At 66.2% G+C, this 26,886-nt stretch carries 27 protein-coding genes and 2 tRNA genes; 14 read left to right on the top strand and 15 right to left on the bottom strand.

Features of this window, described 5'->3' with window-relative positions:
* Window positions 1–77: 77 nt before the first annotated feature.
* The 7 genes from lpdA to sdhC form a co-directional block, all read right to left on the bottom strand.
* Window positions 78–1,517 carry a dihydrolipoyl dehydrogenase gene (gene lpdA / locus QLQ83_RS18670; RefSeq protein ID WP_282736992.1) on the bottom strand — a complete coding sequence of 480 codons (1,440 nt, stop codon included), beginning with the start codon at window positions 1,515–1,517 and terminating at the stop codon, window positions 78–80.
* 49 nt (window positions 1,518–1,566) lie between these two features.
* Window positions 1,567–3,138, bottom strand: a complete 1,572-nt coding sequence (gene odhB / locus QLQ83_RS18665; protein ID WP_282736991.1) for a 2-oxoglutarate dehydrogenase complex dihydrolipoyllysine-residue succinyltransferase — start codon at window positions 3,136–3,138, stop codon at window positions 1,567–1,569.
* A gap of 41 nt (window positions 3,139–3,179) precedes the next feature.
* Complete coding sequence (locus QLQ83_RS18660; protein WP_282736990.1) at window positions 3,180–6,008, bottom strand: 2-oxoglutarate dehydrogenase E1 component; 2,829 nt, start codon at window positions 6,006–6,008, stop codon at window positions 3,180–3,182.
* Window positions 6,009–6,230: 222 nt separating this feature from the next.
* On the bottom strand, window positions 6,231–6,941 hold the full coding sequence (locus QLQ83_RS18655; protein WP_282736989.1) for a succinate dehydrogenase iron-sulfur subunit: 711 nt from the start codon (window positions 6,939–6,941) through the stop codon (window positions 6,231–6,233).
* Between the two features lie 12 nt (window positions 6,942–6,953).
* Window positions 6,954–8,726: a succinate dehydrogenase flavoprotein subunit gene (sdhA, locus tag QLQ83_RS18650; protein ID WP_282736988.1), complete on the bottom strand. Its 1,773-nt coding sequence runs from the start codon at window positions 8,724–8,726 to the stop codon at window positions 6,954–6,956.
* A gap of 3 nt (window positions 8,727–8,729) precedes the next feature.
* Window positions 8,730–9,077 carry a succinate dehydrogenase, hydrophobic membrane anchor protein gene (gene sdhD / locus QLQ83_RS18645; RefSeq protein ID WP_106230151.1) on the bottom strand — a complete coding sequence of 116 codons (348 nt, stop codon included), beginning with the start codon at window positions 9,075–9,077 and terminating at the stop codon, window positions 8,730–8,732.
* On the bottom strand, window positions 9,071–9,448 hold the full coding sequence (sdhC, locus tag QLQ83_RS18640; RefSeq protein WP_282736987.1) for a succinate dehydrogenase, cytochrome b556 subunit: 378 nt from the start codon (window positions 9,446–9,448) through the stop codon (window positions 9,071–9,073). The genes sdhD and sdhC overlap by 7 nt, the downstream gene beginning before the upstream one ends.
* Before the next feature lie 446 nt (window positions 9,449–9,894).
* On the opposite strand from sdhC, the gene gltA reads away from it, so the two are divergent.
* Complete coding sequence (gltA, locus tag QLQ83_RS18635) at window positions 9,895–11,181, top strand: citrate synthase (protein ID WP_282736986.1); 1,287 nt, start codon at window positions 9,895–9,897, stop codon at window positions 11,179–11,181.
* Window positions 11,182–11,698: 517 nt separating this feature from the next.
* Here gltA and QLQ83_RS18630 read toward each other — a convergent pair.
* The 3 genes from QLQ83_RS18630 to gltX all read right to left on the bottom strand — a co-directional run bounded on the left by QLQ83_RS18630 (window position 11,699) and on the right by gltX (window position 13,412).
* Window positions 11,699–11,774 (bottom strand) — tRNA-Glu (locus QLQ83_RS18630).
* A 22-nt stretch (window positions 11,775–11,796) separates the two neighbouring features.
* A tRNA-Ala gene (locus tag QLQ83_RS18625) sits at window positions 11,797–11,872 on the bottom strand.
* A 58-nt stretch (window positions 11,873–11,930) separates the two neighbouring features.
* Window positions 11,931–13,412 carry a glutamate--tRNA ligase gene (gltX, locus tag QLQ83_RS18620; protein ID WP_282736985.1) on the bottom strand — a complete coding sequence of 494 codons (1,482 nt, stop codon included), beginning with the start codon at window positions 13,410–13,412 and terminating at the stop codon, window positions 11,931–11,933.
* A 158-nt stretch (window positions 13,413–13,570) separates the two neighbouring features.
* Here gltX and QLQ83_RS18615 point away from each other — a divergent pair, with 158 nt between their 5' ends.
* Both QLQ83_RS18615 and QLQ83_RS18610 read left to right on the top strand, forming a co-directional pair.
* Complete coding sequence (locus QLQ83_RS18615) at window positions 13,571–14,311, top strand: SDR family NAD(P)-dependent oxidoreductase (protein WP_282736984.1); 741 nt, start codon at window positions 13,571–13,573, stop codon at window positions 14,309–14,311.
* Window positions 14,312–14,432: 121 nt separating this feature from the next.
* Complete coding sequence (locus QLQ83_RS18610; RefSeq protein ID WP_282736983.1) at window positions 14,433–15,020, top strand: helix-turn-helix domain-containing protein; 588 nt, start codon at window positions 14,433–14,435, stop codon at window positions 15,018–15,020.
* Between the two features lie 4 nt (window positions 15,021–15,024).
* Here QLQ83_RS18610 and QLQ83_RS18605 read toward each other — a convergent pair whose 3' ends face one another.
* The 3 genes from QLQ83_RS18605 to QLQ83_RS18595 form a co-directional block, all read right to left on the bottom strand.
* On the bottom strand, window positions 15,025–15,621 hold the full coding sequence (locus QLQ83_RS18605) for a hypothetical protein (protein WP_282736982.1): 597 nt from the start codon (window positions 15,619–15,621) through the stop codon (window positions 15,025–15,027).
* 64 nt (window positions 15,622–15,685) lie between these two features.
* On the bottom strand, window positions 15,686–16,009 hold the full coding sequence (locus QLQ83_RS18600) for a TraR/DksA family transcriptional regulator (RefSeq protein ID WP_282736981.1): 324 nt from the start codon (window positions 16,007–16,009) through the stop codon (window positions 15,686–15,688).
* 176 nt (window positions 16,010–16,185) lie between these two features.
* Window positions 16,186–16,425 (bottom strand): hypothetical protein, encoded by a 240-nt coding sequence (locus QLQ83_RS18595; RefSeq protein ID WP_282736980.1) that lies wholly within the window; start codon window positions 16,423–16,425, stop codon window positions 16,186–16,188.
* A gap of 287 nt (window positions 16,426–16,712) precedes the next feature.
* Here QLQ83_RS18595 and QLQ83_RS18590 point away from each other — a divergent pair, with 287 nt between their 5' ends.
* Window positions 16,713–16,916 carry a cold-shock protein gene (locus tag QLQ83_RS18590; RefSeq protein WP_089714596.1) on the top strand — a complete coding sequence of 68 codons (204 nt, stop codon included), beginning with the start codon at window positions 16,713–16,715 and terminating at the stop codon, window positions 16,914–16,916.
* Between the two features lie 1,012 nt (window positions 16,917–17,928).
* Here QLQ83_RS18590 and QLQ83_RS18585 read toward each other — a convergent pair.
* Complete coding sequence (locus QLQ83_RS18585) at window positions 17,929–19,047, bottom strand: phage portal protein (protein WP_282736979.1); 1,119 nt, start codon at window positions 19,045–19,047, stop codon at window positions 17,929–17,931.
* Window positions 19,044–20,819 carry a terminase large subunit domain-containing protein gene (locus QLQ83_RS18580; RefSeq protein WP_282736978.1) on the bottom strand — a complete coding sequence of 592 codons (1,776 nt, stop codon included), beginning with the start codon at window positions 20,817–20,819 and terminating at the stop codon, window positions 19,044–19,046. Before QLQ83_RS18580 ends, QLQ83_RS18585 begins: the two co-directional genes overlap by 4 nt.
* 146 nt (window positions 20,820–20,965) lie before the next feature.
* Here QLQ83_RS18580 and QLQ83_RS18575 point away from each other — a divergent pair, with 146 nt between their 5' ends.
* The 10 genes from QLQ83_RS18575 to QLQ83_RS18530 all read left to right on the top strand — a co-directional run bounded on the left by QLQ83_RS18575 (window position 20,966) and on the right by QLQ83_RS18530 (window position 26,871).
* The gene (locus tag QLQ83_RS18575; protein ID WP_282736977.1) at window positions 20,966–21,775 is read left to right on the top strand and encodes a GPO family capsid scaffolding protein; all 810 of its coding nucleotides are present in this window, start codon (window positions 20,966–20,968) and stop codon (window positions 21,773–21,775) included.
* Window positions 21,776–21,787: 12 nt separating this feature from the next.
* The gene (locus QLQ83_RS18570; protein WP_282736976.1) at window positions 21,788–22,810 is read left to right on the top strand and encodes a phage major capsid protein, P2 family; all 1,023 of its coding nucleotides are present in this window, start codon (window positions 21,788–21,790) and stop codon (window positions 22,808–22,810) included.
* Between the two features lie 13 nt (window positions 22,811–22,823).
* Entirely contained in the window at window positions 22,824–23,537 is a 714-nt protein-coding gene (gene gpM, locus QLQ83_RS18565) for a phage terminase small subunit (protein ID WP_282736975.1), read from the top strand.
* Window positions 23,538–23,641: 104 nt separating this feature from the next.
* Window positions 23,642–24,115 carry a head completion/stabilization protein gene (locus tag QLQ83_RS18560; protein ID WP_282736974.1) on the top strand — a complete coding sequence of 158 codons (474 nt, stop codon included), beginning with the start codon at window positions 23,642–23,644 and terminating at the stop codon, window positions 24,113–24,115.
* Window positions 24,115–24,324 (top strand): tail protein X, encoded by a 210-nt coding sequence (locus tag QLQ83_RS18555; protein ID WP_411971143.1) that lies wholly within the window; start codon window positions 24,115–24,117, stop codon window positions 24,322–24,324. Before QLQ83_RS18560 ends, QLQ83_RS18555 begins: the two co-directional genes overlap by 1 nt.
* Before the next feature lie 19 nt (window positions 24,325–24,343).
* Window positions 24,344–24,652, top strand: a complete 309-nt coding sequence (locus QLQ83_RS18550) for a hypothetical protein (protein WP_183315248.1) — start codon at window positions 24,344–24,346, stop codon at window positions 24,650–24,652.
* Complete coding sequence (locus QLQ83_RS18545; RefSeq protein WP_282736973.1) at window positions 24,649–25,455, top strand: N-acetylmuramidase family protein; 807 nt, start codon at window positions 24,649–24,651, stop codon at window positions 25,453–25,455. Before QLQ83_RS18550 ends, QLQ83_RS18545 begins: the two co-directional genes overlap by 4 nt.
* A 39-nt stretch (window positions 25,456–25,494) precedes the next feature.
* Window positions 25,495–25,932 carry a holin family protein gene (locus QLQ83_RS18540; protein ID WP_282736972.1) on the top strand — a complete coding sequence of 146 codons (438 nt, stop codon included), beginning with the start codon at window positions 25,495–25,497 and terminating at the stop codon, window positions 25,930–25,932.
* A complete protein-coding gene (locus tag QLQ83_RS18535; protein WP_282736971.1) occupies window positions 25,929–26,411 on the top strand; it encodes a phage tail protein in 483 nt (160 codons plus the stop codon). Before QLQ83_RS18540 ends, QLQ83_RS18535 begins: the two co-directional genes overlap by 4 nt.
* 1 nt (window position 26,412) lies before the next feature.
* Entirely contained in the window at window positions 26,413–26,871 is a 459-nt protein-coding gene (locus QLQ83_RS18530; RefSeq protein WP_282736970.1) for a phage virion morphogenesis protein, read from the top strand.
* The last annotated feature ends 15 nt before the right edge of the window (window positions 26,872–26,886 follow it).

The raw sequence follows: 26,886 nt of genomic DNA, 5'->3' as shown, positions 1-26,886 counted from the left end.
GGTCGCCGTGTCACCACCGTTCGCCTCCGATACTTGGCCGGAAGCGATGCGCCACCTGCCGGTGGCGCTTGTTGTCCTTACTTCTTCTTCTTGCGGTTGGCCATGTGGATGGCATGACCTTCAACCGCCAGGGCGGCCTCGTGCACCGCCTCCGACATGGTCGGGTGGGCGTAGCAGGTCAGCGCCAGGTCCTCGGCGCTGGAGCCGAATTCCAGGGCGATCACGCCCTGTGCGATCATCTCGCCGGCATGCTGGCCGACGATATGCATGCCCAGCACGCGGTCGGTCTCGGCATCGGCGATGATCTTGGCCTGGCCCTCGGTGGCATTGTTGGCCATGGCGCGGCCGCTGGCGGCGAACGGGAATGCCCCCGTCTTGACCTCGATCCCCTTGGCCTTGGCCTCCTGCTCGGTCAGGCCCACCCAGGCCACTTCCGGGAAGGTGTAGATGACGTTGGGGATGGCGTCGTAGTTCATCTCGGCCTTGTGGCCGGCGATGATGTCGGCGACCATCACGCCCTCTTCCGAGGCCTTGTGGGCCAGCATCGGGCCGCGCACGCAGTCGCCGATGGCGTAGACGCTCGGCACGCTGGTGCGGCACTGGTCGTCGACGTGGATGAAGCCGCGCTCGTCGGTCTCGATACCCACGCCATCGGCGATCACGCCCTGGGTGTAGGGCTTGCGGCCGACACAGACGATCAGCTTGTCGAAAGTCATCTCCTGCTCGCCTTTGGCGTCGGTGTACTTGACGACCACCTCCTCGCCCTTGACCTCGGAGCCGGTGACCCGCGCCCCCAGCTTGATGTCCAGGCCCTGCTTCTTGAGCAGCTTCTGGGTCTCCTTGGCGATGGCACCGTCGACCATGGGCAGGAAGTCATCCACGGCCTCGAGCACGGTGACCTCGCTGCCCAGGCGGCTCCACACGCTGCCGAGCTCCAGGCCGATGATGCCGGCACCGATCACGCCCAGGCGCTTGGGGGTCTCCTGGAACTCCAGGGCGCCGGTGGAATCGACCACCAGGCCTTCCTTCAGCGGGGTCGGCGGGATCTCCACCGGCACGGAGCCAGCCGCAACGACGATGTTGTCGGCGTCATAGGTGGACGCCTTGCCGTCCTGGTCGGTCACCTCGACCTGCTTGGAGGAGACCACCTTGCCGGTGCCCTCGATGGCCGTGACGCCGTTGGCCTTGAACAGACCGGAGATGCCGCCGGTCAGGTTCTTCACGATCTTGTCCTTGCGGGCCATCATCTTCTTGACGTCCATGTTGACGTCGCCCGCCTCGATGCCCATGTCGGCGAAGTCGTGCTTGGCCTCGACGAACTTGTGGGAGGCCTCGAGCAGCGCCTTGGACGGGATGCAACCCACATTCAGGCAGGTACCGCCGTGGACGACCTTGCCTTCCTTGCCGATCCACTTCTCGACACAGGCGACCTTCAGTCCCATCTGGGCGGCACGGATGGCGGAGACGTAGCCGCCGGGGCCCGCACCGATCACGATCACATCAAACTTGTCAGCCATGTTGGCTCCTTCGTTGCTTGTCGCTGAAGAACGTAGTGGGTCCGGTGGCTCAGATGTCCAGCAGCAGGCGTGCCGGATCCTCGAGCAGCTCCTTGATGGTGACCAGGAACTGTACCGCATCCTTGCCGTCGATCATGCGGTGGTCGTAGGAGACCGCCAGGTACATCATCGGCCGGATCTCGACCTTGCCGTTCACCGCCATCGGACGTTCCTGGATCTTGTGCATGCCCAGGATCGCGGTCTGCGGCGGATTGATGATCGGCGTGGACATCAGCGAGCCGAAGATGCCGCCGTTGGTGATGGTGAAGGTACCGCCCTGCATCTCGTCGATGCCGAGCTTGCCGTCACGGGCCCGCTTGCCGAAGTCGACGATGCCCTTCTCGACGTCGGCGATCTTCATGCTGTCGGTGTCACGCAGCACCGGGACCACCAGGCCACGGTCGGTGGAGACGGCGACGCCGATATCCTGGTAGCCGTGATAGACGATGTCGGTGCCATCGATGGAGGCGTTGACGTCCGGGAAGCGCTTGAGGGCCTCGCTGGCGGCCTTGACGAAGAAGCCCATGAAGCCGAGCTTGACGTCGTGGGCCTTGAGGAAAGTGTCCTTGTACTGGGCCCGCAGATCCATCACCGCACCCATGTCCACTTCGTTGTAGGTGGTCAGCATGGCGGCGGTCTGCTGGGCCTGGACCAGGCGCTTGGCGATGGTCTGGCGCAGGCGGCTCATCGGCACGCGCTTCTCGGGGCGCTCGCCCTCCACGGCCGGGGCGGCGGCAGCAGCGGCCTGGGCACCACCGGCCGGCTTGGCCGCCTTCTTCGCAGCGCCTTCCTTCACTGCCCGCTGCACGTCCTCCTTGAGGATGCGGCCGCCCTTGCCGGTGCCCTCGATGGCATTGACGTCGAGGTCGTGCTCGGCGACCAGCTTGCGCGCGGCCGGGGCGAGGATCTTGTCGCCCACCTTCTCGTCGCTCGCCCCGTCGTCGGCGGAGGCCGGCGCCTTCTCCTCGCTGGGCGCGGCAGCGGCGCCGCCGGCGCCTTCGCTGAAGGTCGCCAGCACCTGCTCGGAGGTGACCTGGCTGCCCTCCTCGGCCTTGATCTCGGCGAGGGCACCGTCGGCCGGGGCGACGACCTCGAGCACCACCTTGTCGGTCTCGATCTCGGCCAGCACCTCGTCGCGCTTGACCGCCTCGCCGACCTTCTTGTTCCAGCTGGCCACGGTGCCTTCCTGAATCGACTCGGGGAAGGTCGGGGCCTTGACTTCGTGGGTCTTGCCACCGGCCGACGGCTTGGCCTCGGCGTCGTCCTGCTTCTCGGCCTTGGCATCAGCCTTCTGCTCGGCCTTGGCATCCTTCTTGGCCGCCGGCTTGTCGCCGCCTTCGGCCTTGCCCTCGCCGATCCTGCCCAGCACCTGCTCGGACTCCACGGTGTCGCCCTCTTCCACCAGCACCTCGCTGAGGGTGCCGGCCTCGGGGGCCACGACCTCTAGCACCACCTTGTCGGTCTCGATCTCGACGATCAGCTCGTCACGCTCGACGCTGTCGCCGGGCTTCTTGTGCCAGGCCGCCACACTGCCCTCGGCGACGGATTCCGGAAAGGTGGGTGCCTTGATATCGGTAGCCATGTCGTATCCCTTGTCTGTTCTCTCTCGTCCCGGTGGGCGCCTCAGAGGTTGAAGGCGTCTTCCACCAGCTGGCGCTGCTGTTCGGTATGCACGGACATGTAGCCCGCCGCGGGTGCCGCGGATGCCGGGCGACCGGCGAACTTGAGCTTGCCGCCCAGGCCGTCACGCAGCATGTCGGCCACGGCCCGCATGTGGTGCTGGCTCGAATACCAGGCGCCCTGGTTGAGCGGCTCCTCCTGGCACCACACCACGTCGGTGACGTTGGTGTAGTCCTTGATGGCCTCCAGCAGTTCCTCCTTGGGGAAGGGGTAGAGCTGCTCGATGCGCAGGATCGCCACGTCGTCGCGGGCGTTCTCCTCGCGCCAGTTAGCCAGGTCATAGTAGACCTTGCCGGCACAGAGGATGATGCGCTCGACCTTGCCGGCCTCGAGGTTTCCCTGGTCGGGCAGCACCATCTGGAAGCCGCCATGGGCCAGCTCCTCGATGGTCGAGGTCGCCGACTTGTGGCGCAACAGACTCTTGGGCGACATCACCACCAGCGGCTTTCTCAGCGGACGGATCACCTGGCGGCGCAGCAGGTGGAAGATCTGCGCCGGGGTAGTCGGGACGCAGACCTGCATGTTGTGCTCGGCACACATCTGCAGGAAGCGCTCGAGACGCGCCGAGGAGTGCTCCGGCCCCTGCCCCTCGTAGCCGTGGGGCAGCAGCATGGTCAGGCCACACAGGCGCTCCCACTTGGTCTCGCCGGAGGAGATGAACTGGTCGACCACCACCTGGGCGCCGTTGAAGAAGTCGCCGAACTGGGCTTCCCAGACGATCAGGGCGTTGGGCATGGTCGTGGCGTAGCCGTACTCGAAGGCCAGCACCGCCTCTTCCGAGAGGAAGGAGTCGTGGATGGTGAAACGCGGCTGGCCGTCGGCCATGTGTTGCAGCGGCACGTAGGCACTGCCGTCCTTCTGGTTGTGCACCACCGCATGGCGGTGGGAGAAGGTGCCGCGACCGACGTCCTGGCCGGTGATGCGCACCGGATGGCCCTGGTCGAGCAGCGTGGCGTAGGCCAGGGTCTCGGCGAAGCCCCAGTTGACCGCCAGGCCGCCGGCCTGCATCTTGCGCCGGTCGTCGTAGATCTTGGCCACCTGGCGCTGCACCTCGATCCCGTCGGGAATCTCGCACATCCTGCCGGCGAGGCGCTGCAGACGCTTCATGTCCACGGTGGTGTCGGCATGGCCGGTCCACTCATGGCCCAGGTAGGGGGTCCAGTCGACGAACAGCGACTTGTTGGGCTTCTGCACCAGGGCGTTGGCCACGTGGTTGCCGGCCATCAGGTCATCGCGGTACTTCTCCATCATCGCCTTGGCGTCGTCGTCGCTGAGCAGCCCCTCGCCGACCAGCCGCTCGATGTAGCGGGCCCGCGATGACGGATGTTCCCTGATCTTGCTGTACATCATCGGCTGGGTGCCGGAGGGCTCGTCGGCCTCGTTGTGGCCGCGGCGGCGGTAGCACACCAGGTCGATGACCACGTCGCGATTGAACTGCTGGCGATAGTCCAGCGCCACCTGGGTGGCATGCAGCACGGCGTCGGGGTCGTCGCCGTTGACGTGGAAGATGGGCGACTGGACCATCTTGGCAATGTCGGTGCAGTACTCGGTGGAGCGCGAGTCCTGGGGATGCGAGGTGGTGAAGCCCACCTGGTTGTTGATGACGATGTGCACCGTGCCGCCGGTCTTGTAGGCACGGGTCTGGGACATCTGGAAGGTCTCCATGACCACGCCCTGGCCGGCGAAGGCCGCATCGCCGTGGACGTTGATCGGCAGCACCTTGTTGCCGACCGGGTCGTCCCGACGGTCCTGGCGGGCCCGCACCGAGCCCTCGACCACCGGGGCGACGATCTCCAGGTGGGAGGGGTTGAACGACAGCGCCAGGTGCACCTCACCGCCCGGCGTCATGACGTTGGAGCTGAAGCCCTGGTGGTACTTGACGTCACCCGAGCCACGCTCGATGACCTTCTTGCCATCGAACTCGTCGATCAGGTCCGAGGGGTTCTTGCCGAGGATGTTGACCAGCAGGTTGAGGCGACCGCGGTGGGCCATGCCGATGACCACTTCCTTGGTGCCGTAGCCGCCGGCACGCTGGATCAGCTCGTCCATCATCGGGATGAAGGCTTCGCCACCCTCGAGGCCGAAGCGCTTGGTCCCCGGGTACTTGGAGGCCAGGTAGCTCTCCAGGCCCTCGGCGGCGGTCAGCCGCTCCAGCACGTGCTTGCGCACCTCGGGACTGAACCTGGGGGCCGAGCGCACCGACTCGAAGCGCTGCTGCAGCCAGCGCTTCTCCTCGGTGTCGACGATATGCATGATCTCGCAGCCGATGGAGCGGCAGTAGGTCTGCTCCAGGGCGCTGACGATCTCCTTGAGCGGCGCCTTGTCCATGCCCAGGAAGAAGGAACCGGTCTGGAACTCGGTGTCCAGGTCGGCCTTCGAGAGCTGGTGGAAGGAGAGGTCGAGATCGGGAACGGGAGTGGGGCTGCGCAGGCCGAGGGGGTCGATGTCGGCCTTCTGGTGCCCGCGGAAGCGGTAGGCGTTGATCAGCTGGAGAACCTTGACCTGCTTCTTGTTCTCGCCACTGTCGACACCGGCCTGGGCAGTACGCCGATGGCGGCCCAACTGGTAGAACTGCTCCCGGACCGGTGCTAGCGGGACATCGTGGCTGGCCCCGCCCTCGGGTCGCGGCAACTGGTCGAAGTACTGGCGCCATTCGTCGGGAACGGCGGAGGGATCATCGAGGTACTGTTCGTAGAGCGCTTCCACATAGTGGGCATTGCCGCCACTCACGTGGGAGGAGCGCCACATCAACTCCATTATGCCTTGTTGCATCTCTTGGTCACCCTGCACTGATGGGGTGGTATCGGCGCCGACACGACTCGACCGCATCGACATCGCTGGTGCCCTGCCGGAGGAAGGGCATCCTGAATTCCATGGTCAAGAGCCGGTGCCCAGGGCACCGGCTCTATGCATCATGCTCCGCACCGGACTCGGCTGCGACCTCTCGCCGCAGCCCGAGAGCGGTGGACATGATAACAAGCTGGACGCCACGATTTAAGTGGCATCGGCCAGCAGCATCTCGCGGATCTTGCCGATCGCCCGCGTCGGGTTGAGCCCCTTGGGGCAGACCGCGACGCAGTTCATGATCCCGCGGCAGCGGAACACGGAGAACGGGTCCTGGAGCTCCGCCAGGCGGTCGCGGGTGGCGGTGTCACGGGAGTCGGCGAGGAACCGGTAGGACTGCAGCAGCCCGGCCGGGCCGACGAACTTGTCCGGGTTCCACCAGAACGACGGACAGGAGGTCGAGCAGCAGGCACACAGGATGCACTCGTAGAGGCCATCGAGCTTGTCGCGCTCCTCCGGCGACTGCAGGCGCTCGATGGCCGGCGCCGGCTCGTCGTTCTGCAGGTAGGGCTGGATGCGCTCGTACTGCTTGTAGAACAGCCCCATGTCGACCACCAGGTCGCGAATGACCGGCAGGCCCGGCAGCGGACGCAGGGTCAGCTTGTTGCCCTTGACCACCTCGGAGAGCGGGGTGATGCAGGCCAGGCCGTTCTTGCCGTTCATGTTCATGCCGTCGGAGCCGCACACGCCCTCGCGGCAGCTGCGGCGATAGGCCAGGCCATTGTCCTGCTCCTTGGCCAGGTGCAGGACGTCGAGCACCATCAGGTCGCGGCCCTGGGTGTCGACCTGGAACTCCTGCATGTAGGGCGCGGAGTCGGTTTCCGGATTGTAGCGGTACAGGGATACCTGAAGCTTGGACATCGTGACTCCCCCTTAGTAGGTGCGGACTTTCGGCTCGAACATGTCGACGGTCTTGGGTGCGAAGTTCACATCGCGCTTGCCCAGTCGCTTCTCGGCCGGGAAGTAGAGCGAGTGCTTCAGCCAGTTGACGTCGTCGCGGTCCGGGTAGTCGTAGCGGGAGTGGGCGCCACGGCTCTCCTTGCGCTCCAGGGCCGCGATGGCGGTGGCCTCGGCCACTTCCATCAGGTTGTCCAGCTCCAGCGCCTCGACGCGCGCGGTGTTGAAGGTGTTGGACTTGTCCGGCAGGTAGGCGTTGGCGATCCGGCCACGCAGCTCCTCGAGGCGCTTGACACCCTCGACCATGTTCTTCTCCTCGCGGAACACGCCGAAGGAGGTCTGCATGATGTCCTGCAGCTCGCGCTTGAGCTCGGGAACGGTCTCGCCGCCCTCCGACTCGTTCCAGCGCGTGATGCGCTTCATGGCGGACGCGACGTCGGACTCGGAGGCGTCGAGGTACTCGATGCCCTCGTTGAGCGCGCCCTCGATGAACATGCCGGCCGCACGGCCGAACACCACCAGGTCGAGCAGCGAGTTGCCGCCCAGGCGGTTGGCGCCGTGGACCGACACGCAGGCCGCCTCGCCGCAGGCGAACAGGCCGTTGACGATCTGGTCGTTGCCGTCGGCGTCCTGCATGATCGCCTGGCCGTGCACGTTGGTCGGGATCCCGCCCATCATGTAGTGGCAGGTGGGGACGACCGGGATCGGCTCCTTGGCCGGGTCCACGTGGGCGAAGGTCTTGGAGAGCTCGACGATGCCGGGCAGGCGCTTGCCGAGGACGTCCTCGCCCAGGTGATCCAGCTTGAGGAAGACGTGGTCGCCCTTCTCGCCGCAGCCACGGCCCTCGAGGATCTCCATGACCATGGAGCGCGCGACCACGTCGCGGCCGGCCAGGTCCTTGGCGTTGGGGGCATAACGCTCCATGAAGCGCTCGCCGTCCTTGTTGATCAGGTAACCACCCTCGCCGCGACAGCCTTCGGTCACCAGGGTGCCCGCGCCGTAGATGCCGGTCGGGTGGAACTGCCACATCTCCATGTCCTGCATCGGGAAGCCGGCACGCAGCGCCATGCCGATGCCGTCGCCGGTGTTGATCAGGGCATTGGTGGTGGAGGCGAAGATCCGCCCCGCCCCGCCGGTGGCCATGACGGTAGCCTTGGACTTGACGTGCACCACTTCGCCGGTCTCGATGTCCATGGCAATGCAGCCCACCACGTCGCCGTTGGCGTTCTTGACCAGGTCGACGGCGTACCACTCGTTGAGGAAGGTGGTGTTGTTCTTCAGGTTGTTCTGATAGAGCGTGTGCAGCAGGGCGTGGCCGGTGCGGTCGGCGGCCGCACAGGTGCGTGCCGCCTGGCCGCCCTTGCCGAAGTCCTTGGACTGGCCGCCGAACGGGCGCTGATAGATGCGGCCGTTGTCGAAGCGGGAGAACGGCAGGCCCATGTGCTCGAGCTCGAACACCGCCTTGGGGCCCTCGGAACACATGTACTCGGAGGCGTCCTGGTCGGCGATGTAGTCGCCGCCCTTGACGGTGTCGTACATGTGCCAGCGCCAGTCGTCGTCGGGATCCGCGGAGGCGATGGCACAGGTGATGCCGCCCTGGGCCGAGACGGTGTGCGAGCGGGTCGGGAAGACCTTGGACAGCACGGCGGTCTTCTTGCCGGACTTGGCCAGCTCGAGGGCGGCCCGCAGGCCGGCACCGCCCCCGCCGATGATGATGGCGTCGAAAGACAGGCTACGCATGGTGGACATGTATCAGGCTCCCCACAGAACGGTGATGCCCCAGACCAGGAACACGAAGATGGCCAGGATGATGATGAGCTGGACGGCGACGCGTACGCCGGTCGACTTGAGGTAGTCGGTGGTCACGGTCCACAGGCCGACCCAGGCGTGGGCCGCCAGGGAGATGAAGGCCAGCAGCGAGAAGATGCGCATCCAGGTAGCGGAGAAGAGGCCGCTCCAGGCCGCGTAGTCCAGGCCGGGGCTGAGTAGCAGGAAGCCGACGATGAAGAGAGTGTAGAGCGCCAGGATGACGGCGGAGACGCGCTGGAGCAGCCAGTCGGAAAGACCGCTGCGCCCGAGATTCGTGATGTTGGTTACCATACCCAGACTCCAGCCAGAATGATCAGGACCACGCTTACCACCACGGTGATCTGCGCCTTCTTGACGCCGCCCTCGAGGGTCACGCCGATATCCATGTCCATCAGCAGGTGCTTGATGCCGGCCACGAAGTGGAAGGCCAGGGCGGACAGCAGCCCCCAGGCGATCAGCTTGGCCAGCAAGTTGTGGGCCAAGGCGTCACTCACGGCCGCGAAACCTGCCGGCGAGGAGAGCGACGTGTCGAGCGCCCAGAAGGCGAAGATCAGGCCGATGAAGAGGATGACGCCGGTGATGCGATGAGCGATCGACGTCAGGGCGGGAAGGGGAAACTGTATCGTGGACAGATCCAGATTTACGGGTCGTTTGCTATTCACGGCTCTACACACTCTCTTGGCCCGCTGTTCGGTCGTCGGACAAGGCCCGAGCGGGCGGTGGTTTCGGGAAGGGACACGATCGTGGCCGAGTTGGACACGACCACCGGTTCCTGCCAGTCGCGCGCTGAGATTATAGGGACATCGCCCTGTCATGACAAATGGACACAGAGCGTACTCGACCATGGTGGAAGGCCGATTTCTCGGCGCTGGCGGCGTCTACCCGGGCATCCGGAGGCGTCGACCGGGGCCGTGGCGCACCGCCATGGTGCGGAGCACCATTTCCTATACAAAAGCCATCCACTTAACAAGCTAATGTACAATACCGACCGCACAATGGTGGAATTGACAATCGCTGGCACGCTTCTATAGTGGGCGAACCTTTTCGCCGGCACCATCAGCGGAATAACGACTTAATCGTCCCACCATGAACTCGAGAGGAGGCCAGCATGGCTGACAGGAAAGCGACATTGACGGTAGACGGTCTGGAAAAGCCGATCGACCTGCCGATCTACTCCGGCACCCTGGGCCCCGACGTCATCGACGTCCGCGGCCTCGGCGCCGAAGGCCTCTTCACCTATGACCCCGGCTTCATGGCGACCTCCTCCTGCCAGTCGGCGATCACCTATATCGACGGCGGCAAGGGGGTGCTGCTGCACCGCGGCTACCCGATCGACCAGCTGGCGAAGGAGTCCAACTTCGTCGAGCTGTGCTACCTGCTGATGTTCGGCGAGCTGCCCGACGACGCCCAATACGCCGACTTCGAGTCGCGGATCAGCAACCACACCATGGTCCACGACCAGATCAACAACTTCTTCAAGGGCTTCCGCCGCGACGCCCACCCGATGTCGATCCTGTGCGGCGTGGTCGGTGGCCTGGCCGCCTTCTACCATGACCACCTGGACATCAATGTCCAGGAGGACCGCGAGATCAGCGCCATCCGCCTGATCGCCAAGATGCCGACCATCGCCGCGATGTCCTACAAGTACAACATCGGCCAGCCGTTCAACTACCCGCGCAATGACCTGAACTATGCAGAGAACTTCCTCTACATGATGTTCAGCAACCCGTGCGAGGAGTACCGGATCAACCCGGTCTACGCCAAGGCCATGGACCGCATCTTCATGCTGCATGCGGACCACGAGCAGAATGCCTCCACCTCCACGGTGCGCCTGGCGGGCTCCACCGGCGCCAACCCCTTCGCCTGCATCAGCGCCGGCATCGCGGCCCTCTGGGGCCCGGCCCATGGCGGCGCCAACGAGGCGGTGCTGAACATGCTCGACGAGATCGGCGACGACTCCGAGGAGAACATCCAGCGCTTCGTCGACAAGGCCAAGGACAAGGACGACCCGTTCAAGCTGATGGGCTTCGGTCACCGCGTCTACCGCAACTTCGACCCACGCGCCAAGGTGATGAAGGAGACCTGCGACGAGGTACTCGCCGAGCTGGGCCTGGCCGACGACCCGCAGCTGAAGATCGCCAAGCGCCTGGAGCAGATCGCCCTGGAGGACGAGTACTTCATCGAGCGCAAGCTCTACCCCAACGTCGACTTCTACTCCGGCATCATCCTCAAGGCCATGGGCATCCCCAAGAACATGTTCACGGTGATCTTCGCCGTGTCCCGCACCATCGGCTGGATCTCCCACTGGAACGAGATGCTCAGCGACAGCTACAAGATCGGTCGGCCGCGCCAGCTCTACACCGGCCACGCCCAGCGCGACTACCCCGCCAAGTAAGCCGGCACGGCGGCGCGCACGCCGACACCACCAGGAAGGCCGCCCTCGGGCGGCCTTCCGCGTTTGCGGGCCACGTCGACCCCCTTAGCGACTTAGTACCGGAGAACTAGAATCTTCATTTATTCAGGTTGACTTTATTACGGAAACGCCCTCCTCCGCGGCACCGCCCGTTTTCCACACATTCTGTGGATAAGCCTGTTCAAAACCTCTCGAAAAGGTCGCAGAATCGCCATGAGAAGCGGGGCCGGCTTAGATTGATCAATTTTTGATCTATCGTAACTCATTGAAATAAAAGAGTAAATACAGGAAGCCAGCAACCATGCGGGTTCGGGGCGAGACTGTGCACAGGTCGACCCGGGGTGCGCGGGAAAGTGGACAAGTCAAGGGGGATGTCAAGCCGATATCGCCTCGGATGCCAGGGCCGCAGCGGCGGGCCGCCCGGACACGGCGAAGCACCCGGCGAGCGAACTGGCCGGCTGATAATGAAAAAGCATTAGGAAGGTAGAGCGGTAGAAGGTGGCGTCCCATAGGGGGTTCGAACCCCTGTTACCGCCGTGAAAGGGCGGTGTCCTGGACCACTAGACGAATGGGACGCAACATCCTCGATGCGAGAAGTGGTGGAGCCTAGCGGGATCGAACCGCTGACCTCGACACTGCCAGTGTCGCGCTCTCCCAGCTGAGCTAAGGCCCCGTATCTCTCGAAGACGGGGCGTATGTTACTGATAAGCCCCGCCTTCGTCAACAGGAAATCACGCGAGCTCACGGAATTCCTTCTCGAAGCGCTTGGCCTGCTTCTTGGAGACGCCGCCCAGCACCTCGATGGCGTGGCGCAGGCGCGCCCGGGTCACGTCGGAGCCCAGGATCGCCATGGCGTCCATCACCGAGGTACTCGCGCTGGAGCCGGTGATGGCGATGAACACCGGTGCCAGGAAGGCCTTCATCTTCAGCTCGAAGTGGCCGGCGAGCGTCTTGACCTCCTCCAGCAGCACCGCCTTGTGCCAGGCCGGTACGCCTTCGAAGCGCCACACCAGGAACTGCAGCAGCTTGAGCAGTTCCTCGCGGGAGAGCTTGACCTCGTCGAAGCTCTCCTCCTCGATGGCCGGCAGGCCCGAGAAGAAGTGGCCGGCCAGGGGCACCACCTGGGAGAGCGTCTCCACCCGCGGGCGCACCTGGGGCAGGATCTGGCTGACGTACTCCTCGTTGAAGGCCCACTCCATCAGCGCCTTGAGGAAAGCCTTGTCGTCGAGCTCCTCGCGAATGTAGACGCCGTTGAGCCAGGTCAGCTTCTCCAGGTCGAACACCGGCCCGCCCAGCGACACGCGCTGGACATCGAAGTGGCTCATCATCTCGTCGAGGCTGAACTTCTCGCGCTCGTCGGGCATCGACCAGCCCATGCGGCCCAGGTAGTTGATCACCGCCTGGGGCAAAAAGCCCATGCGCCGGTAGTAGTTGATGGAGGTCGGGTTCTTGCGCTTGGAGAGCTTGGACTTGTCGGGATTGCGCAACAGCGGCATGTGGCAGAGCTGCGGCATCTCCCAGCCGAGGTACTCGTAGAGCAGCTGGTGCTTGGGCGCCGAGTTGATCCACTCCTCGCCGCGCAGCACGTGGGTGATGCCCATCAGGTGGTCGTCCACCACGTTGGCCAGGTGGTAGGTGGGCATGCCGTCGGACTTGAGCAGGATCTGGGCATCCACCTGGGCCCAGTCGACCTCGATCACGCCACGCAGCATGTCATCGATCACGCAGCTGCCGGTGGCGGGTACCTTCATGCGCACCACATGGGGCCAGCCCTCCTTCTCGCGACGCGCCTGCTCCTCGGCGGGCAGGGCGAGGTCGGAAGGCTTGAGGGCCAGGTGCATGCCGGCGGCCTTGCGCGCCTCGCGCAGCTCGTCGAGCTCCTCGCTGGTGCGGTAGCACTTGAAGGCATGGCCGGCTTCGACCAGCTGGCGTGCGTATTCCCCGTAGATGTCGCCGCGCTCGCTCTGGCGGTACGGGCCATGGGGGCCACCCACGTCGGGGCCCTCGTCCCACTCCAGCCCCAGCCAGCGCAGCGAATCGAGGATCATCTGCTCGGACTCGGGGGTCGAGCGCACCCGGTCGGTGTCCTCGATGCGCAGGATGAACTGGCCGCCGTGCTGGCGGGCGAAACAGAGGTTGAACAGGGCGATATAGGCGGTGCCCACATGGGGGTCGCCGGTGGGTGACGGCGCGATACGAGTGCGTACGGTCATGTCGTCCTTGGTCCTGTCGATGGTGTGGGGCTTGCCCTGCCGGGAGGGCGAATGCCCCGCATTATACGCACCTGGCCGGCGCCGGGCAGCCGTGGCCGGGAATCATTCCCCCGCCTCGTGGTCCATGCTTGAGCCCGAATTCCCCACCAAGGAACCTCATGCTCTCGCGACTCCCCGACGGCTTCACGGCCCTGGTCACCGGCGCCTCCGGCGGCATCGGCCGCGCCGTGGTCGATGCCCTGCTGGAAAGCGACCGTCCCGGTCGGGTGGTCGGCATCAGCCGCGCCGGCCACACGCACCCCGACCCCCGCTTCGAGTCCCTCGCCCTGGACGTCGGCGAGCCGGACGGCGTCGCGGCCCTGGAGCAGGCCCTGGACACCACCCCGCTGCACCTGGTGTTCAATGCCATCGGCATGCTGCACGACGAGCGGCTCGGCATCGGGCCCGAGAAGAAGCTCGACGACCTGGACGCCGAGGCCATGAGCCGACTCTACCATGTCAATGCGATCACCCCGGCCCTGCTGCTCAAGGCCCTGCAGCCCGGCCTCAAGGGGCGCCATCCGGCTGTGGTCGCGAGCCTCTCGGCACGGGTCGGCTCCATCGGCGACAACCGGATGGGTGGCTGGTACGCCTACCGGGCCAGCAAGGCTGCCCACAACATGCTGATGAAGACCGCCGCCGTGGAGCTGCGCCGCCTCAACCCCCAGGTCAGCGTCGCCTGCCTGCATCCCGGCACCACCGATACCGCCCTGTCGAAACCCTTCCAGGCGCGGGTCCCGGCGGACAAGCTGTTCACGACGCGGTTCGTGGCCCAGCGGTTGCTGGCGGTACTGGACGATTGCGGCCCCGAGCAGAGCGGGGTCTTCCTCGACTGGGCCGGCGAACCCGTGGCGTGGTGAGCCCCGAAGGCGCATGCCGACCCGGCCCGGATTAGGGCAGAATTAACGTTGATGCGTGCCCTTGCACGGCATAAATCGATCACAGAAGATCAGCCAACTCAATTCCCCACAGGATGCTGAAATGGACACACTCGGCCCGCGGATCAAAGAACTTCGGCTGGAGGCCAGGCTCAACAAGGCGGCCCTGGCGCGCAGGGTCGGTGTGTCCGATGTGACCATCTCCTACTGGGAATCCGGTGCCATCCGGCAGATCGGCCACGAGCGGCTGGTGGCCCTGGCCCAGGCCCTCAACTGCCCGCTGTCGCGGCTGCTCGAGGAAACGGGCGCCCAGGCCTCGCCGCTCTATCTGCGCAGCCGCCCGCCGCTACCCTGGCAGGATGGTCGGCAGAAGGGCATCGACCTGCCGATCGAGATGGTGCCCGGCCAGCGCTGGGACGGCGACTGCCACCTGGTCACCCCCGCCCCGGGGGAGCACTTCGACTTCCTCACCCAGGGGGACCTGGTCGCAATTGCCCCCAGCGACATCTTCCGCCAGCCCGGGCTCTACCTGATCGACGACGACGGCAGCCTGGCCATCCGCCGGGTCGAACAGGGCCCCACCGGGGAGCTGATGTTCCACCGCGAGAACAGCGACGAGGCCATGCCCTGGACCCCGGCCTGCCGGCTGGTCGGCAAGATGGTGGCCCATTGGCGCGTCCAGCCGCTGTGAGGGTTCACTCCACTTCCAGCACCTCGACGTGGTCGAGGGTGCGGCGGGTCTCGCTGCCCACCAGGAAGCGCTGGCTGTAGCTGGCCACCTGCCCCAGGCCATGACGTGACTCCTGTACCAGGGGACCACTCAGATGCTCGTTCTCCTCGCCGAGGCGGTCACGCACCGACCGCGGCTGCACGCTTCCTTCCTGCACGTCGACCGTGACGCGATAACCGCCGTCCGGTAGCCCGCTCCCGGGGCCGAAAGGGCCAGCCACGAAGCCGCCCTCCTCCACCGACACCCGTTCACGCCAGCGCACCCCGCTGAGTTCCCGCTCCACGATGACCTGCAGGCGGGTCGCCTCGGGCAGGTTGGTCTCGCCTTCCACCGTCAGGCGCCGGTCGCTGCCCAGGCGGGAGGTGAGGTCGATCATCGCCGGCTGGTCGAAGGGCGGCACCGCGGGCACTTCGGGCTTCGCCTCCGGCGGTGGCTCGCGGGTCTCTTCGGCAGTGTCCGTCTGAGCGGGCTCGGACGCCGCCTCCTCCTCCTCGCCACCGCTGCAACCGGCCAGCCACACCAGCAGCAGGCCTGCCCCCATTGCTCGATACCACGCCGTCATGCACGCCTCCCGCCCGGTCGATGAGAGGCCAGACTACCATCATTCCCGTCCACGGCGCGTCCGCTCAGCGCAGCTCGGCACAGTCGCGGCATACCGTGGTATAGGGCACCGCCGCCAGCCGGCGGGCATCGATGGACTCGCCGCACTCCTCGCAGCGATCGCCCTCGCCTTCGTCGATACGCGCGAGCGCATGCATCACCTGGCGAAGCTCATCCTCGGCCTCCTGCTGCAGGGCCTCGATCACGTCATCGTTCTGCAGTTCGATGGACTGGTCCTCCATGTCCTTATCCAGCGGACCGCCCCGCTGCTCCTTGTGGGCCTTGTAGCGGTCGAACCGGTCGATCAGCTCGTCGCGCAGCGCTTCCAGTTCCTGCTTCCGATCCGCCATGACGTCGCCTCCTGTCATTGTCGGCAATGCCGAAGGGGCACCGCCCCGCTTCCTTCTAGATAGCACATCGCGCCCTGCCCCACGGTGACGAGGGTCACGACGCCGCTTTCCCCGTCCCGTCCCGTGGGCGAGCCCTCGGAGCGCGCAAGGGCATTCCCGTTCCGCTGGACCAGCGCTCAGGCCATGCCCAGGGCGTCATAGCCCTCCTGGGTCAGGGAGATGCGCTCGGGCTCGTCGCTGCCCCGGGTCCGGTCGACGGTGATCAGCCCCCTGGCCTCCAGGGTGTCGATGTCCTCCAGCACCTCCTCCAGCAGGCTGTCCTCGCCCGGATGGCCGAAGGGTGATGCCAGTTCCCCGCCGTGCTGCAGCACGCGGGCCAGCAGCTCCATCTGATGCTCGGTGAGATCGCCGCTCATGTTCTGCTGCTCCTGATGATCATGGGTGTCGGTCAGTATGGACGAGGAACGCCAGATGCGGCCTCGGCCTACTGCCCTTGCAGGTCGGGATGGAGGCGACAGCACACAAGGCATTGACGGCGGCCGCCATACGTGACACCGTAGCGTCAGTTGGTTAGCAAGATGCATATTGTCAGTAGTAGTCGAATCCTTTCGGTTGTCTGGTTATATCCCCTTGTTTGACCCACTAGCACTCGGGGCATTACCCGGTAATTCGTAAAGAGCGCATAGCGCGAAAGGAGACAACTATGTCTACTGGCACAGTCAAGTGGTTCAACGACGCAAAAGGCTTCGGCTTCATCACCCCGACCGACGGTGGCGATGACCTCTTTGCCCACTTCTCCGAAATCAAGGCAGACGGCTTCAAGTCCCTCCAGGACGGTCAGCAGGTCTCCTTCGATGTGGTTCAGGGCAAGAAAGGCCTGCAGGCTTCGAACATCGAAGTCATCTGATCGCCGATCAGACAGACCTATCGCTTCGCAAGACGCCGAGCACCAAGGCCCGCTGATGCGGGCCTTGGTGTTTCTGCGTGTCGGGTTTTCGTGCACCCGCCAAGGACCGCAAGGCTGCGGGGATATCACCCTGCCAGCATTGGCCAGAAATTGACCAGTACTGGTAGAATATCCGCCCTCCCGACCGACACCCCCGTGATGCCGATGCTCCAGCTCGACCGTACCTTCTCCGTCGCGCCCATGATGGATAGGAACTGAGCCCCGCCATTCCGGCATTCATTGCCATCACGTACCAAATTTCTACCAGCAACTTTTCCTTTTCTCCTTGCGAACCTCGTTGGTTGTCGTGAGGTGATGCGTGCGCGTGTACGACGCGTGCGTGCACATCATGCGCGGGGCAGCTCTAGAATCCGTGGGGGTCTCGGAAAAAGGTAACAAAGGTAATGGCATGCCGAAAAATGACGTAGGCAATTGATCTCAAAGGCGTTCAAACGGGTGTCCAAAAGGTAACAAAAAGGTAATGAAAAGGTGATGCGTTACCTTTTTGAAAGGTCACAGAGAGAGATTTCTCTATCCTTTAAAATCAATGACTTGGTAGCCCGTTACCTTTTTCAGTACCTCTTGTTACCTTTTAAAGGTAACGGTAGAAATCAATATAATCAGATAGATACAAGCGAAAATCGGCCAAGTTACCGATGTTACCTTTTTCCGAGCCCCCCTCACCTTCTCAGATTGGCCCGCAAGCGCTGCGGCAACCTCCAAAGCTGGCAATTCGCATAAAAACGCATGCTGTCACAGTCACTTAGACCACCAGGGCGCCCCGCATACGCCGGGCCTCGCCCATAGTGCGTATATGCATAAAAACAAAAATATTTAGATCGCAGGCGGGGCGGGGTGTCGACGGCGCGCGCTGGGGCGCGGCCCGGGTGGGGTGGGGTCACCCTGGTCTGGCGTGCGGACACGAAAAAGCCGCCCGGGTCGGGGCGGCTGCGATGAGGTTGGCGGGTGCTGGTCAGCGTGTCGGGTCGAGGCCTGGGCCCGAGTCGCCGTCGAGCGAGTAGGGCCGGAAGCGCACGATCTCTTCACCGACGCGCTCGTTGATCTCCATCATGGCCTCCTGCAGCGGCTCTAGCTCGTTGGCCACGAACACACGCGCGGCCTTCTCGACGTCCCCGAAGCCGCCGGTGTTGCTGGGGATGATGCCCATCAGCTGCGGCGGGATCCGGTGGCCCGCGAGCTGGTCGTCCCGGGTGATGTTCTTGATGTTCCAGAACTCGTCCTTCGCCGCGACCTCCGACACGGGGATCACCTGCACCCCGTCCTTCTTACCCCCGGGGGAGTAGAGGAACAGGTTGCGGAAGTTGCCGGGGCCCTTGGAGTTCTTGAGCGCTTCACGCATGGCGTCGATGTCCTGCTTGTTATGGGCGGCATCGTTGACGTACATGATGAACCCGGCGTGGCTGCCGTTCAGGTAGTAGCGCCGGCGGAACAGGGTGGCAGACTCGTTGAGCCAGGCCGACTGCAGGCTGCCGATATAGTCCGGCACACCGTAGATGCCCTGGTCGATGTCGGGCTCGAGCAGGTGGATCACCCGCCCCGCCGGCAGCTCGACCCGGTCCACGAAGTTGGGCACCCACCAATAGCGGTCGGCATTGAGCCCGCCCCGGCGCATGTAGCGGCTGCGCAGGTGGCGGAACGGCAGCCGCTTGCCCAGCCGCCCGAACACCTCCTCGAGGTAGGCGTTGCCGAACACCAGGTAGTCGAGGGCCAGGCCGCTGAACGCCTGGCGCCCCAGCAGCGGGTGCGGCTCGAAGGTGCGCAGCAGGATGTTGCGCTTCACCTGCATGGCGCTGCCATGGTGCGCGGTCGCCCGGTAGCTCTTGGCCAGCACGTCCAGCGGGATCGGCGGCTCGTACCACTCGTCGGCCGAGAGCCACAGCCCCTCGTAGAAGAAGTCGCGCATGCTGGTAACCGGCTCGGGGTCGCCGAAGCTGAACGCCTCGGGCCGAGCGCTTGACGCCCCGACCGATTCCGTTGACAGGCTGGCCGATTCGGTTGACATGGCACCGGGCTCGTCGACCCGGTAGGCCGGCACGCGCACGCGGGGTTTGTCGGTGGCGGTGTCGCTCATTCGAAGATCTCCATCATGGATCGCCCGGCATCCTCCGCCGGGCCGTCGATTGGCTCGTGGTGCAGGGCGTGCATGGTGGCCCAGGCTAGGTCGGCGTGGCCGGTCGCCTGGCTGCGCCCGCTGGTGTAGGTGAACTGGCGGCCCGAGGCGGTGAGTTCGCGCTTGATGGCCATGAACGACTGGGCGAGATCCGACCAGCCGGCGTCGAACTCGAGGCGGCCCTTGCGCATGATCTGCTGGGCCTGCATCACCATGCGGCTCTTCACGTCGGGGCTGTACTGGTAGCGCGCCACGGTGGGGAACCACTTCTCGACGTGCTCGGCCACCGCCTCGCCCAGCCCGCTGACGTCGATGCCGATGTGATCGATCTGGTAGCGGCTCTCGAAGCTGCGGATGAATGCCGCCTGGGCCTCGTAGTCCTGGCCTTTGAGCCGGTGGCGCTCAAGGATCCGGTGCGGTTCCTCGGCGCTGCGCGAGGGAAGCACCACCACCAGGCCGGCGCCGTCGCCCTCCTCGCCGGTGCCGGTCGGGTCGTAGCCGATCCACACCCCGCGCTCGCCCACCGGGCGCGGCGCGAAGGGCCGGTAGTCGTCCCACACTTCCCAGCTGTCGACCATGCACGGGTGCACCATCGCCAGCGGGAAGGCGCTCTGGCTGTCGTCGACGAACTCGCACATCAGCAGGTTCGCGAACTCGTCCTCGCTGTACTCCAGGCGCAGCTGCTCGAGGTCGAAGAGGTCGCAGCCGCCGGCGATGGCGTCCTCCACGGTGACGACCTGGCGCCACTGGCCATCGGGGCACAGCCGGCCGCCGGCCAGCGCCTCGCGGCTGACGTCGAAGGCCTGGCGGTCGGCCTTCTTGCGCCGCTTGTTGAACATCTCCCCGGTCCAGAACGGATAGGCCTCGTGGCCGATGCTCGAGGGCGTCGAGAAGTAGGTCTGGCGCCACTTCTTGTGCATCGCCATGCCGCTGGTGACCTTGCGGAACTCGGCGAAGCGGCCAATCCAGAAGTACTCGTCGAGGTAGACGTCGCCGTGGTAGCCCTGGGCGGTCTTCGAGTTGGTGCCCAGGAAGTGCAGTTCGGCGCCGTTGTCCAGCACCAGGGGGTCGCCCTTGAGCTCGACGTCGCACACCTCCTTCACGAACTGGACGATGTAGTTCTTGAAGATGTGCGCCTGCGCCTTCGAGGCCGAGAGGAAGATCTTGTTGCGGCCCTGCTCGAAGGCATCGACGATCGCCTCGCGGGCGAAGAAGAAGGTCGCGCCGATCTGGCGGCTCTTGAGGATGTTGCGAATGCGGTGCTTCTGGCCCGCCTCGTACCAGTCCAGCTGGTACTGGAAGCACGTCTCCAGGAAGGCTGCGCGCAGCTGCTCGATCTGCTCCTCATCGAGGAAGTTGCGCCGCTGCTTGCGCCGCGGCGCCTCGTTGCGCGCGTTGATGTTGGGGTTCAGGTCCGCCTCGCGGCCGGTCGCCTCATACTTGTGCACCCGCGCCAGGCGCTCGATCTGCCGGCCCAGCAGGTCGATCTCCTTGAAGTCCTTGCCCTCCTTGCCCTCCTTGCTGATCAGCTGCACCAGCCGCGCCTCGAGCGCGCCCTCCACCCGCTGGCTGGGCGAGGCCTCGTCCCAGCCGTCGCGCTGTTTCCAGCTGTGCACCGTCGGCGGCTTCTCGCCCAGGAATTCGGCAATACGCACCACGCGCCACCCCTGCCAGTAGAGGTGGCGGGCGGTCACGCGCGGTGAATCGAGGGTGTCGGCAGGCATCGTCGTCATGCCGCCAGCCTAACCGTGCGCGCGGGGCGCTCACGGCCGGGCGCGTTGTGGATCGTGCCGCTACAACGCCACAACGTTGAGGCCATGACCGGCCGCGCGGAACCTGACGGCAACGTATCGCCGAGCAACCAGCAGAGGCCCCCGCCATGTTCCGGATCGCCACCGAAGGCGCCACCACCGACGGCCGCAATATCTCACGCGAGTGGATCGAGCAGATGGCCAAGAACTTCGACCCCGCCACCTATGGCGCCAGGGTCTGGATGGAGCACATGCGCGGCATGTTCGCCGACGGCCCCTTCCCCGCCCTGGGCGACGTCACCAAGCTCGAGGCCCGCGAGATCGACGGCAAGCTCGCGCTGTTCGCCGAGATCGACCCCACCGACCGCCTCAAGCAGATGAACCAGGAGCGTCAGAAGGTCTACACCTCCATCGAGGTGGATCCGGAGTTCGCCGACACCGGCGAGGCCTACCTGGTCGGCTTGGCCGTCACCGACTCCCCGGCGAGCCTGGGCACAGACATGCTGCAGTTCAGCGCCCAGCAGGGCAGCGCCTCGCCCCTGGCCGCCCGCAAGCAGTCGGCGCACAACGTCTTCACCGCCGCCATGGAGACCGAGCTCGACTTCAGCGAGCCGCCTGCCGAGCAGGACAAGGGCCCGAGCCTCGCCGAGCGCGTCAAGGCGCTGTTCAAGAAGCACGACGCCAAGACCGACCAGGGCTTCGCCGCCTTCCGCACCGAGCTCGAGCAGACCCTCGAGGTCTTCGTGCAGAAGCACCAGGCGCTCGCCGCAGATCTCGCGGGCCGCCCCAGCGCCGAGGCCTTCAGCGAACTCGAGGCCGCCCACGCCGAGACTCAGCGCCGCCTCGACGAGCTCTATACCGCGCTCGACAACGAACCGACCACCCCGCCCCGCGCCCCCGCCACCGGCGGCGGGAACGCACTGCTGACCGACTGCTAAGGACCGCCGCCCATGCGTAACGATACCCGCAAGAACTTCAACGCCCTGCTGACCCGCGTGGCCCAGCTCTCCGGCGTGCCCAGCGCCACCGAGAGCTTCGCCATGGAGCCCAGCGTCCAGCAGACCCTGGAATCCAAGATCCAGGAGTCCAGCCAGTTCCTGGGCATGATCAACATGGTCGGCGTCGACGAGATCAAGGGCGAGAAGCTCGGCCTCGGCCTCTCCGGCCCGATCGCCGGGCGCACCGACGTCTCCGCCAACGATCGCAGCCCGCGCGACCTCTCCACCCTGGACGACAACGGCTACGAGTGTCTCTCCACCGAGTTCGACACCTTCCTGCCGTGGAGCAAGCTCGACGCCTGGGCCAAGTTCCCCGACTTCCAGACCCGCGTGCGCAACGCCATCGTCCGCCAGCAGGCGCTCGACCGCATCATGATCGGCTTCAACGGCACCAGCGGCGCCGCCGCCACCGACCGCGTGGCGAACCCGCTGCTGCAGGACGTCAACAAGGGCTGGCTGCAGCACTACCGCGAGCGGGCCACGGCCCGGGTGCTGGCCGAGGGCGACAACGTCGGCGAGGTGCGTGTCGGCCCGGGAGGCGACTACAAGAACCTCGACGCCCTGGTCTATGACGTGGTCAACGAGCTGATTGACCCCTGGCACCGCGAGTCCACCGATCTGCGCGTGATCTGCGGCCGGAAGATCATGGCCGACAAGTACTTCCCGCTGATCCAGGAGCACGCCACCACGCCCACCGAGGCCCAGGCGCTGGACATGGTCATCAGCCAGAAGCGCATGGGCGGCCAACAGGCCGCACGGGTGCCCTTCTACCCCGACGGCAGCCTGTTCATCACCATGCCCGAGAACCTCTCGCTCTACTGGCAGCAGGGCAGCCGTCGCCGTTACATCAAGGACAAGCCCGAGCGTAAGCGCGTGGAGAACTACGAGTCCTCCAACGACGCCTACGTCATCGAGGACTTCGGCGCCGGCTGTCTGGTCGAGAACATCGTCTTCGGCGACTGGACCGGCGCATAAGGAGATAGCCCCCATGGTGAGCCAGAACAGCAGCCCCGCCCGTAAGCACTACCAGCGAGCCACCGCCGCGCAAGCGGCGGGGGCCGCCGATCCCCGCGCCGCCCAGAGCGGCGAGCAGTACGAGCTGCACGCCGCCGCCCTCTGGGAGGCCCGCCGCACCCTCAAGGGCATCAAGTCCTTGGAGGCCAAGGTCGCCAAGAAGCGCGAGCTGCTCCCCGAGTTCGAGGCCTACGTGGCCGGCGTGCTCGAGGGCGGCCAGGGCGCCGCCGACGACGTGCTAATGACCGTCATGCTGTGGCGCCTCGACGTGGGCGACCTCGCCGGCGGCATCGAAGTCGCCGAGTACGCCCTGCGCCACGGCCTCGACACCCCCGACCGCTTCGAGCGCGACACCGCCTCGATCGTCGCCGAGCAGGTCGCCGAGGAAGCGCTGGCACGGCTCGAGGCCACTGAGGGCGATACCCTGCCCGAGGTCGCCGCCGACCTGGTCATGCATCTCGCCCGCGCCGAGGCCCTGACCGCCGACGCCGACATGCACGACCAGATCCGCGCCAAGCTGCACAAGGCCCTCGGCTACGCCCACCGCGACTCGCGCAACCTGGAGGAGGCCCTCGAGCACCTGCGCCGCGCCCTGCAGCTCAACGAGCGCGCCGGCGTCAAGAAGGACATCGAGAAGCTGGAGCGCGAGCTCAAGAACGCTGCCCAGGGCGGCAACGCCCAGGGCTGACCCCGAGTCGCACGCCGACGCCAAGGGGGCGCCGGGGGAGAGCGGACCATGGTCCCATCTCGTCGATCCCGGCCCACCCCCTTCCTTCACCTTGAGGCCCGGCCATGTCGTCACTCATCTCCTACGGCACCGGCGAGACCACCGAAGCGCCGGCCGCCATCACCAACAACGGCTTCTGGCCCGCCGTCGACCCCGTCGCCTTCCGCGACGCCGAGCGCCTCGACTCCACCGTCACCGAGGCCCGCGTAGCCCATGCCCTGCGCGTGGCCCTGGCCGACGTCAACCGCCAGCTCGCCGACTGGCAGGCCGCGCGGATCGACGACGGCGCCACCACCGCCGAGGAGGTCGCCGCACCTGGCTGGGCCGCCGAGGGGCATTACGTGCTGCTCTACCAGCGCGCCCTCTACGCCACCGCCATGGCCAGCCTGCTCGAGCGCTACCGCGACTACAGCGCCACCGGCGAGGGCGACGAGCGCGGCGAGGCCAAGGACCTGGCCGCCGACGACTTCCGCCGCGACGCCCGCTGGGCGGTCAGCGAGATCCTCGGCGAGCGCCACACCACCGTGGAGCTGATCTAGTGCCCCGCGTGCGCACCCACCAGGGCGAGACCCTGGACGCGCTCTGCTACCGGGTGCTCGGCACCACCGCCGGCGTCACCGAGCAGGCGCTCGAGATGAACCCCGGGCTCGCCGAGCTCGGGCCGATCCTTCCCCACGGCACTCTGGTCGAGCTGCCGGAAGAGCCGCCGACGGCTGCCGTGGTCGACACCGTCCAGCTCTGGAGCTGACCCGCAACAAGAGGACCGCATGGCGGATACCACCGTGAAACCCAACGTCTTCGAACGTCATCTGCAGACCGGCATCCAGCTCACCCTGGTCGCCCTGCTCGCCTGGGCGGGACTCAAGCTGGTCACGCTAGGCGAGCATACCGCCGTGCTGCGCGAGCGCCTGGTCTACCAGGGCGAGCAGATCGAAAGCCTGCGCCGCGACCTGCGCGACTGGAGCGACCTGTACTACCGCAAGAGCGACGCCAGCCGAGAGATCGGCGCCCTTCAGGAACGCATCACCCGGCTCGACGGCCGCGTCAGCCAGCTCGAGGAGGAGTCCCGCCCATGACCCTGCGCTATGGCACCACCGGCCCCGCCGTTGAACGCCTGCAGCACGACCTGAGACGCCATGGCTTCGGCCTCACCACCGACGGCGTCTTTGGTCCCGCCACCGAGACCGCCGTGCGCGCCTTCCAGCGCGAGCAGGGGCTGGTCATCGACGGCATCGCCGGCCGCAAGACCCAGCGCGCCCTGCAGCAGGGCCGCGACCCCAAGGCGCTGCGCCAGGCCGATCTGGTCGGCGCCGCCGAGACCCTCGAGGTCGAGCTCGCCGCGGTGATGGCCGTCAACGAGGTCGAGTCCCGCGGCGTCGGCTTCCACCTCGGCGGGCCGCGCAACGCCGCCCCGGTGCTCCTCTTCGAGCGCCACATCATGCGCCGCCGCCTCGAGCACCACGGCATCAGCCCCGCGCCCTGGGAGGAGAAGCGCCCCAACCTGGTCAACCGCCGCCCCGGCGGTTACCAGGGCGGCCCCCACGAGCACACCCGCCTGGCGCGTGCCGGAGAGATCCACGCACGCGCCGCCATCGAGTCGGCCAGCTGGGGGCTTTTCCAGATCATGGGCTTCCACTGGCAGCACCTCGGCTACAGCAGCGCCCGCGTCTGGGAGGAGGCAATGAGGGCCAGCGAGGGCCGCCAACTCGAGGCCTTCGTGCGCTTCATCGAGGCCGACCATGCCCTGCATGCCGCCCTGCGCCGCCGCGACTGGCGCGACTTCGCCCGGCGCTACAACGGCCCCGACTTCGAGCGCAACGACTACGACACCAGGCTCGATGCCGCCTACCGGCGCCACGCCCGCGCCCTGGCTGCCTGAAAGGCCGGTTCGGCATCGGGAACCATAAGGAGAGACCGCATGAACCTTATCCGCCAGGTGCTCGGCACCGTCGCCGGTCCGGTGATGGAGGTCATCGACCAGGCCGTTACCGACAAGGACCAGGCCGCCCAGCTCAAGGCCGAGCTGCAGCGCCGCCTGATCGACCAGCAGGATGCCGGCCTAAAGGCGCGCATGAAGGTGGTGCTCGCCGAGGCCACCGGCGAGAGCTGGCTGCAGCGCAACTGGCGCCCGATCCTGATGCTGGTCATCGTCGCCATCGTCGCCAACAACTACCTGCTCGCCCCCTACCTCGGCGCCATGTTCGGAATCGGCCTGCACCTCGAGCTACCCGAGCCGCTGTGGAACCTGATGACCCTGGGCGTGGGCGGCTATATCGCCGGACGTAGCGGCGAGAAGATCGCCGGCACCCTCAAGGGCAAGCGCGGCGGCTTCCTGAAGGAGGTCGACACCCGATGAAGAAGCTCCACTCGCTGCGCGCCTACCTGCTCGAGCGCATTCCCGGCCTCAAGCGCAACCCCGACCGCCTGCTCACCTTCATCGAGGACGGCAGCATCGAGTTCCACTGCGGTGCCCACCTCTCGCACCAGTACCGGGTGCCGGTGCGCGTCGTGCTCACCGACCACGCCGGCGAGCTCGACACCGTGATCATCCCGCTGCTGCAGTGGCTGTCCCGCTACCAGCCCGACCTGGTGCCCGAGGAGGCCGTCAGCTTCCAGGCCGAGCTGCTCGACAATCAGCGCTGGGATCTGGCCATCGACGTCACCCTCACCGAGCGCGTGGTCGCCCTCGTCGACTGCGACGCCGGCACCATCCACGTCGACCACCGCCAGCCCGAGTTCGAGATCGACCCCTGTGCCGCCGGCAACTGGCAGCTCTATATCCGCGACGTCGACGACAGCGAGGAGTACGACCTGGTCGCCGAGTGGGAGCAATAACGTGACCGACGATCTCGACGCCCTCGAGGACTGGATCGGCCCGCTGATCGAGCGCCTGGAGCCCGGCGAGCGCCGCAAGCTGGCCCGCGACATCGCCCGCGTGCTGCGCAAGCGCCAGGCCGCGCGCATCAAGCGCCAGGAGAACCCCGACGGCTCGCCGTTCGAGCCGCGCAAGCCCCAGGCCCGCGAGCAGGCCGGCGCCATCCGCCACGGCGTGATGTTCGCCAAGATCCGCCAGGCCAAGTTCCTCAAGGGGCGCGGCCAGGCCGACGCCGCCACCGTCGGCTTCGCCGGACGCGTGGCCCGCATTGCCCGGGTGCACCAGTACGGCCTGCGCGACAACGTCGACCGCAACGGCCCCTGGCACGACTACCCCGAGCGCCGCCTGCTCGGCTACAGCGACGCCGACCGCGCCGTGGTGCGCGACATGATCCTCGAGAGAATCGGCGGCGCCCTCTAGCCGCCCGAGGCCGCG

It is taken from the genome of Halomonas rhizosphaerae (genome assembly GCF_030010555.1).
Classification (GTDB): Bacteria; Pseudomonadota; Gammaproteobacteria; order Pseudomonadales; family Halomonadaceae; genus Halomonas; species Halomonas rhizosphaerae.
Note: the sequence above shows the minus strand (reverse complement) of the source record. Positions and strands in the feature narration are given on the sequence as shown.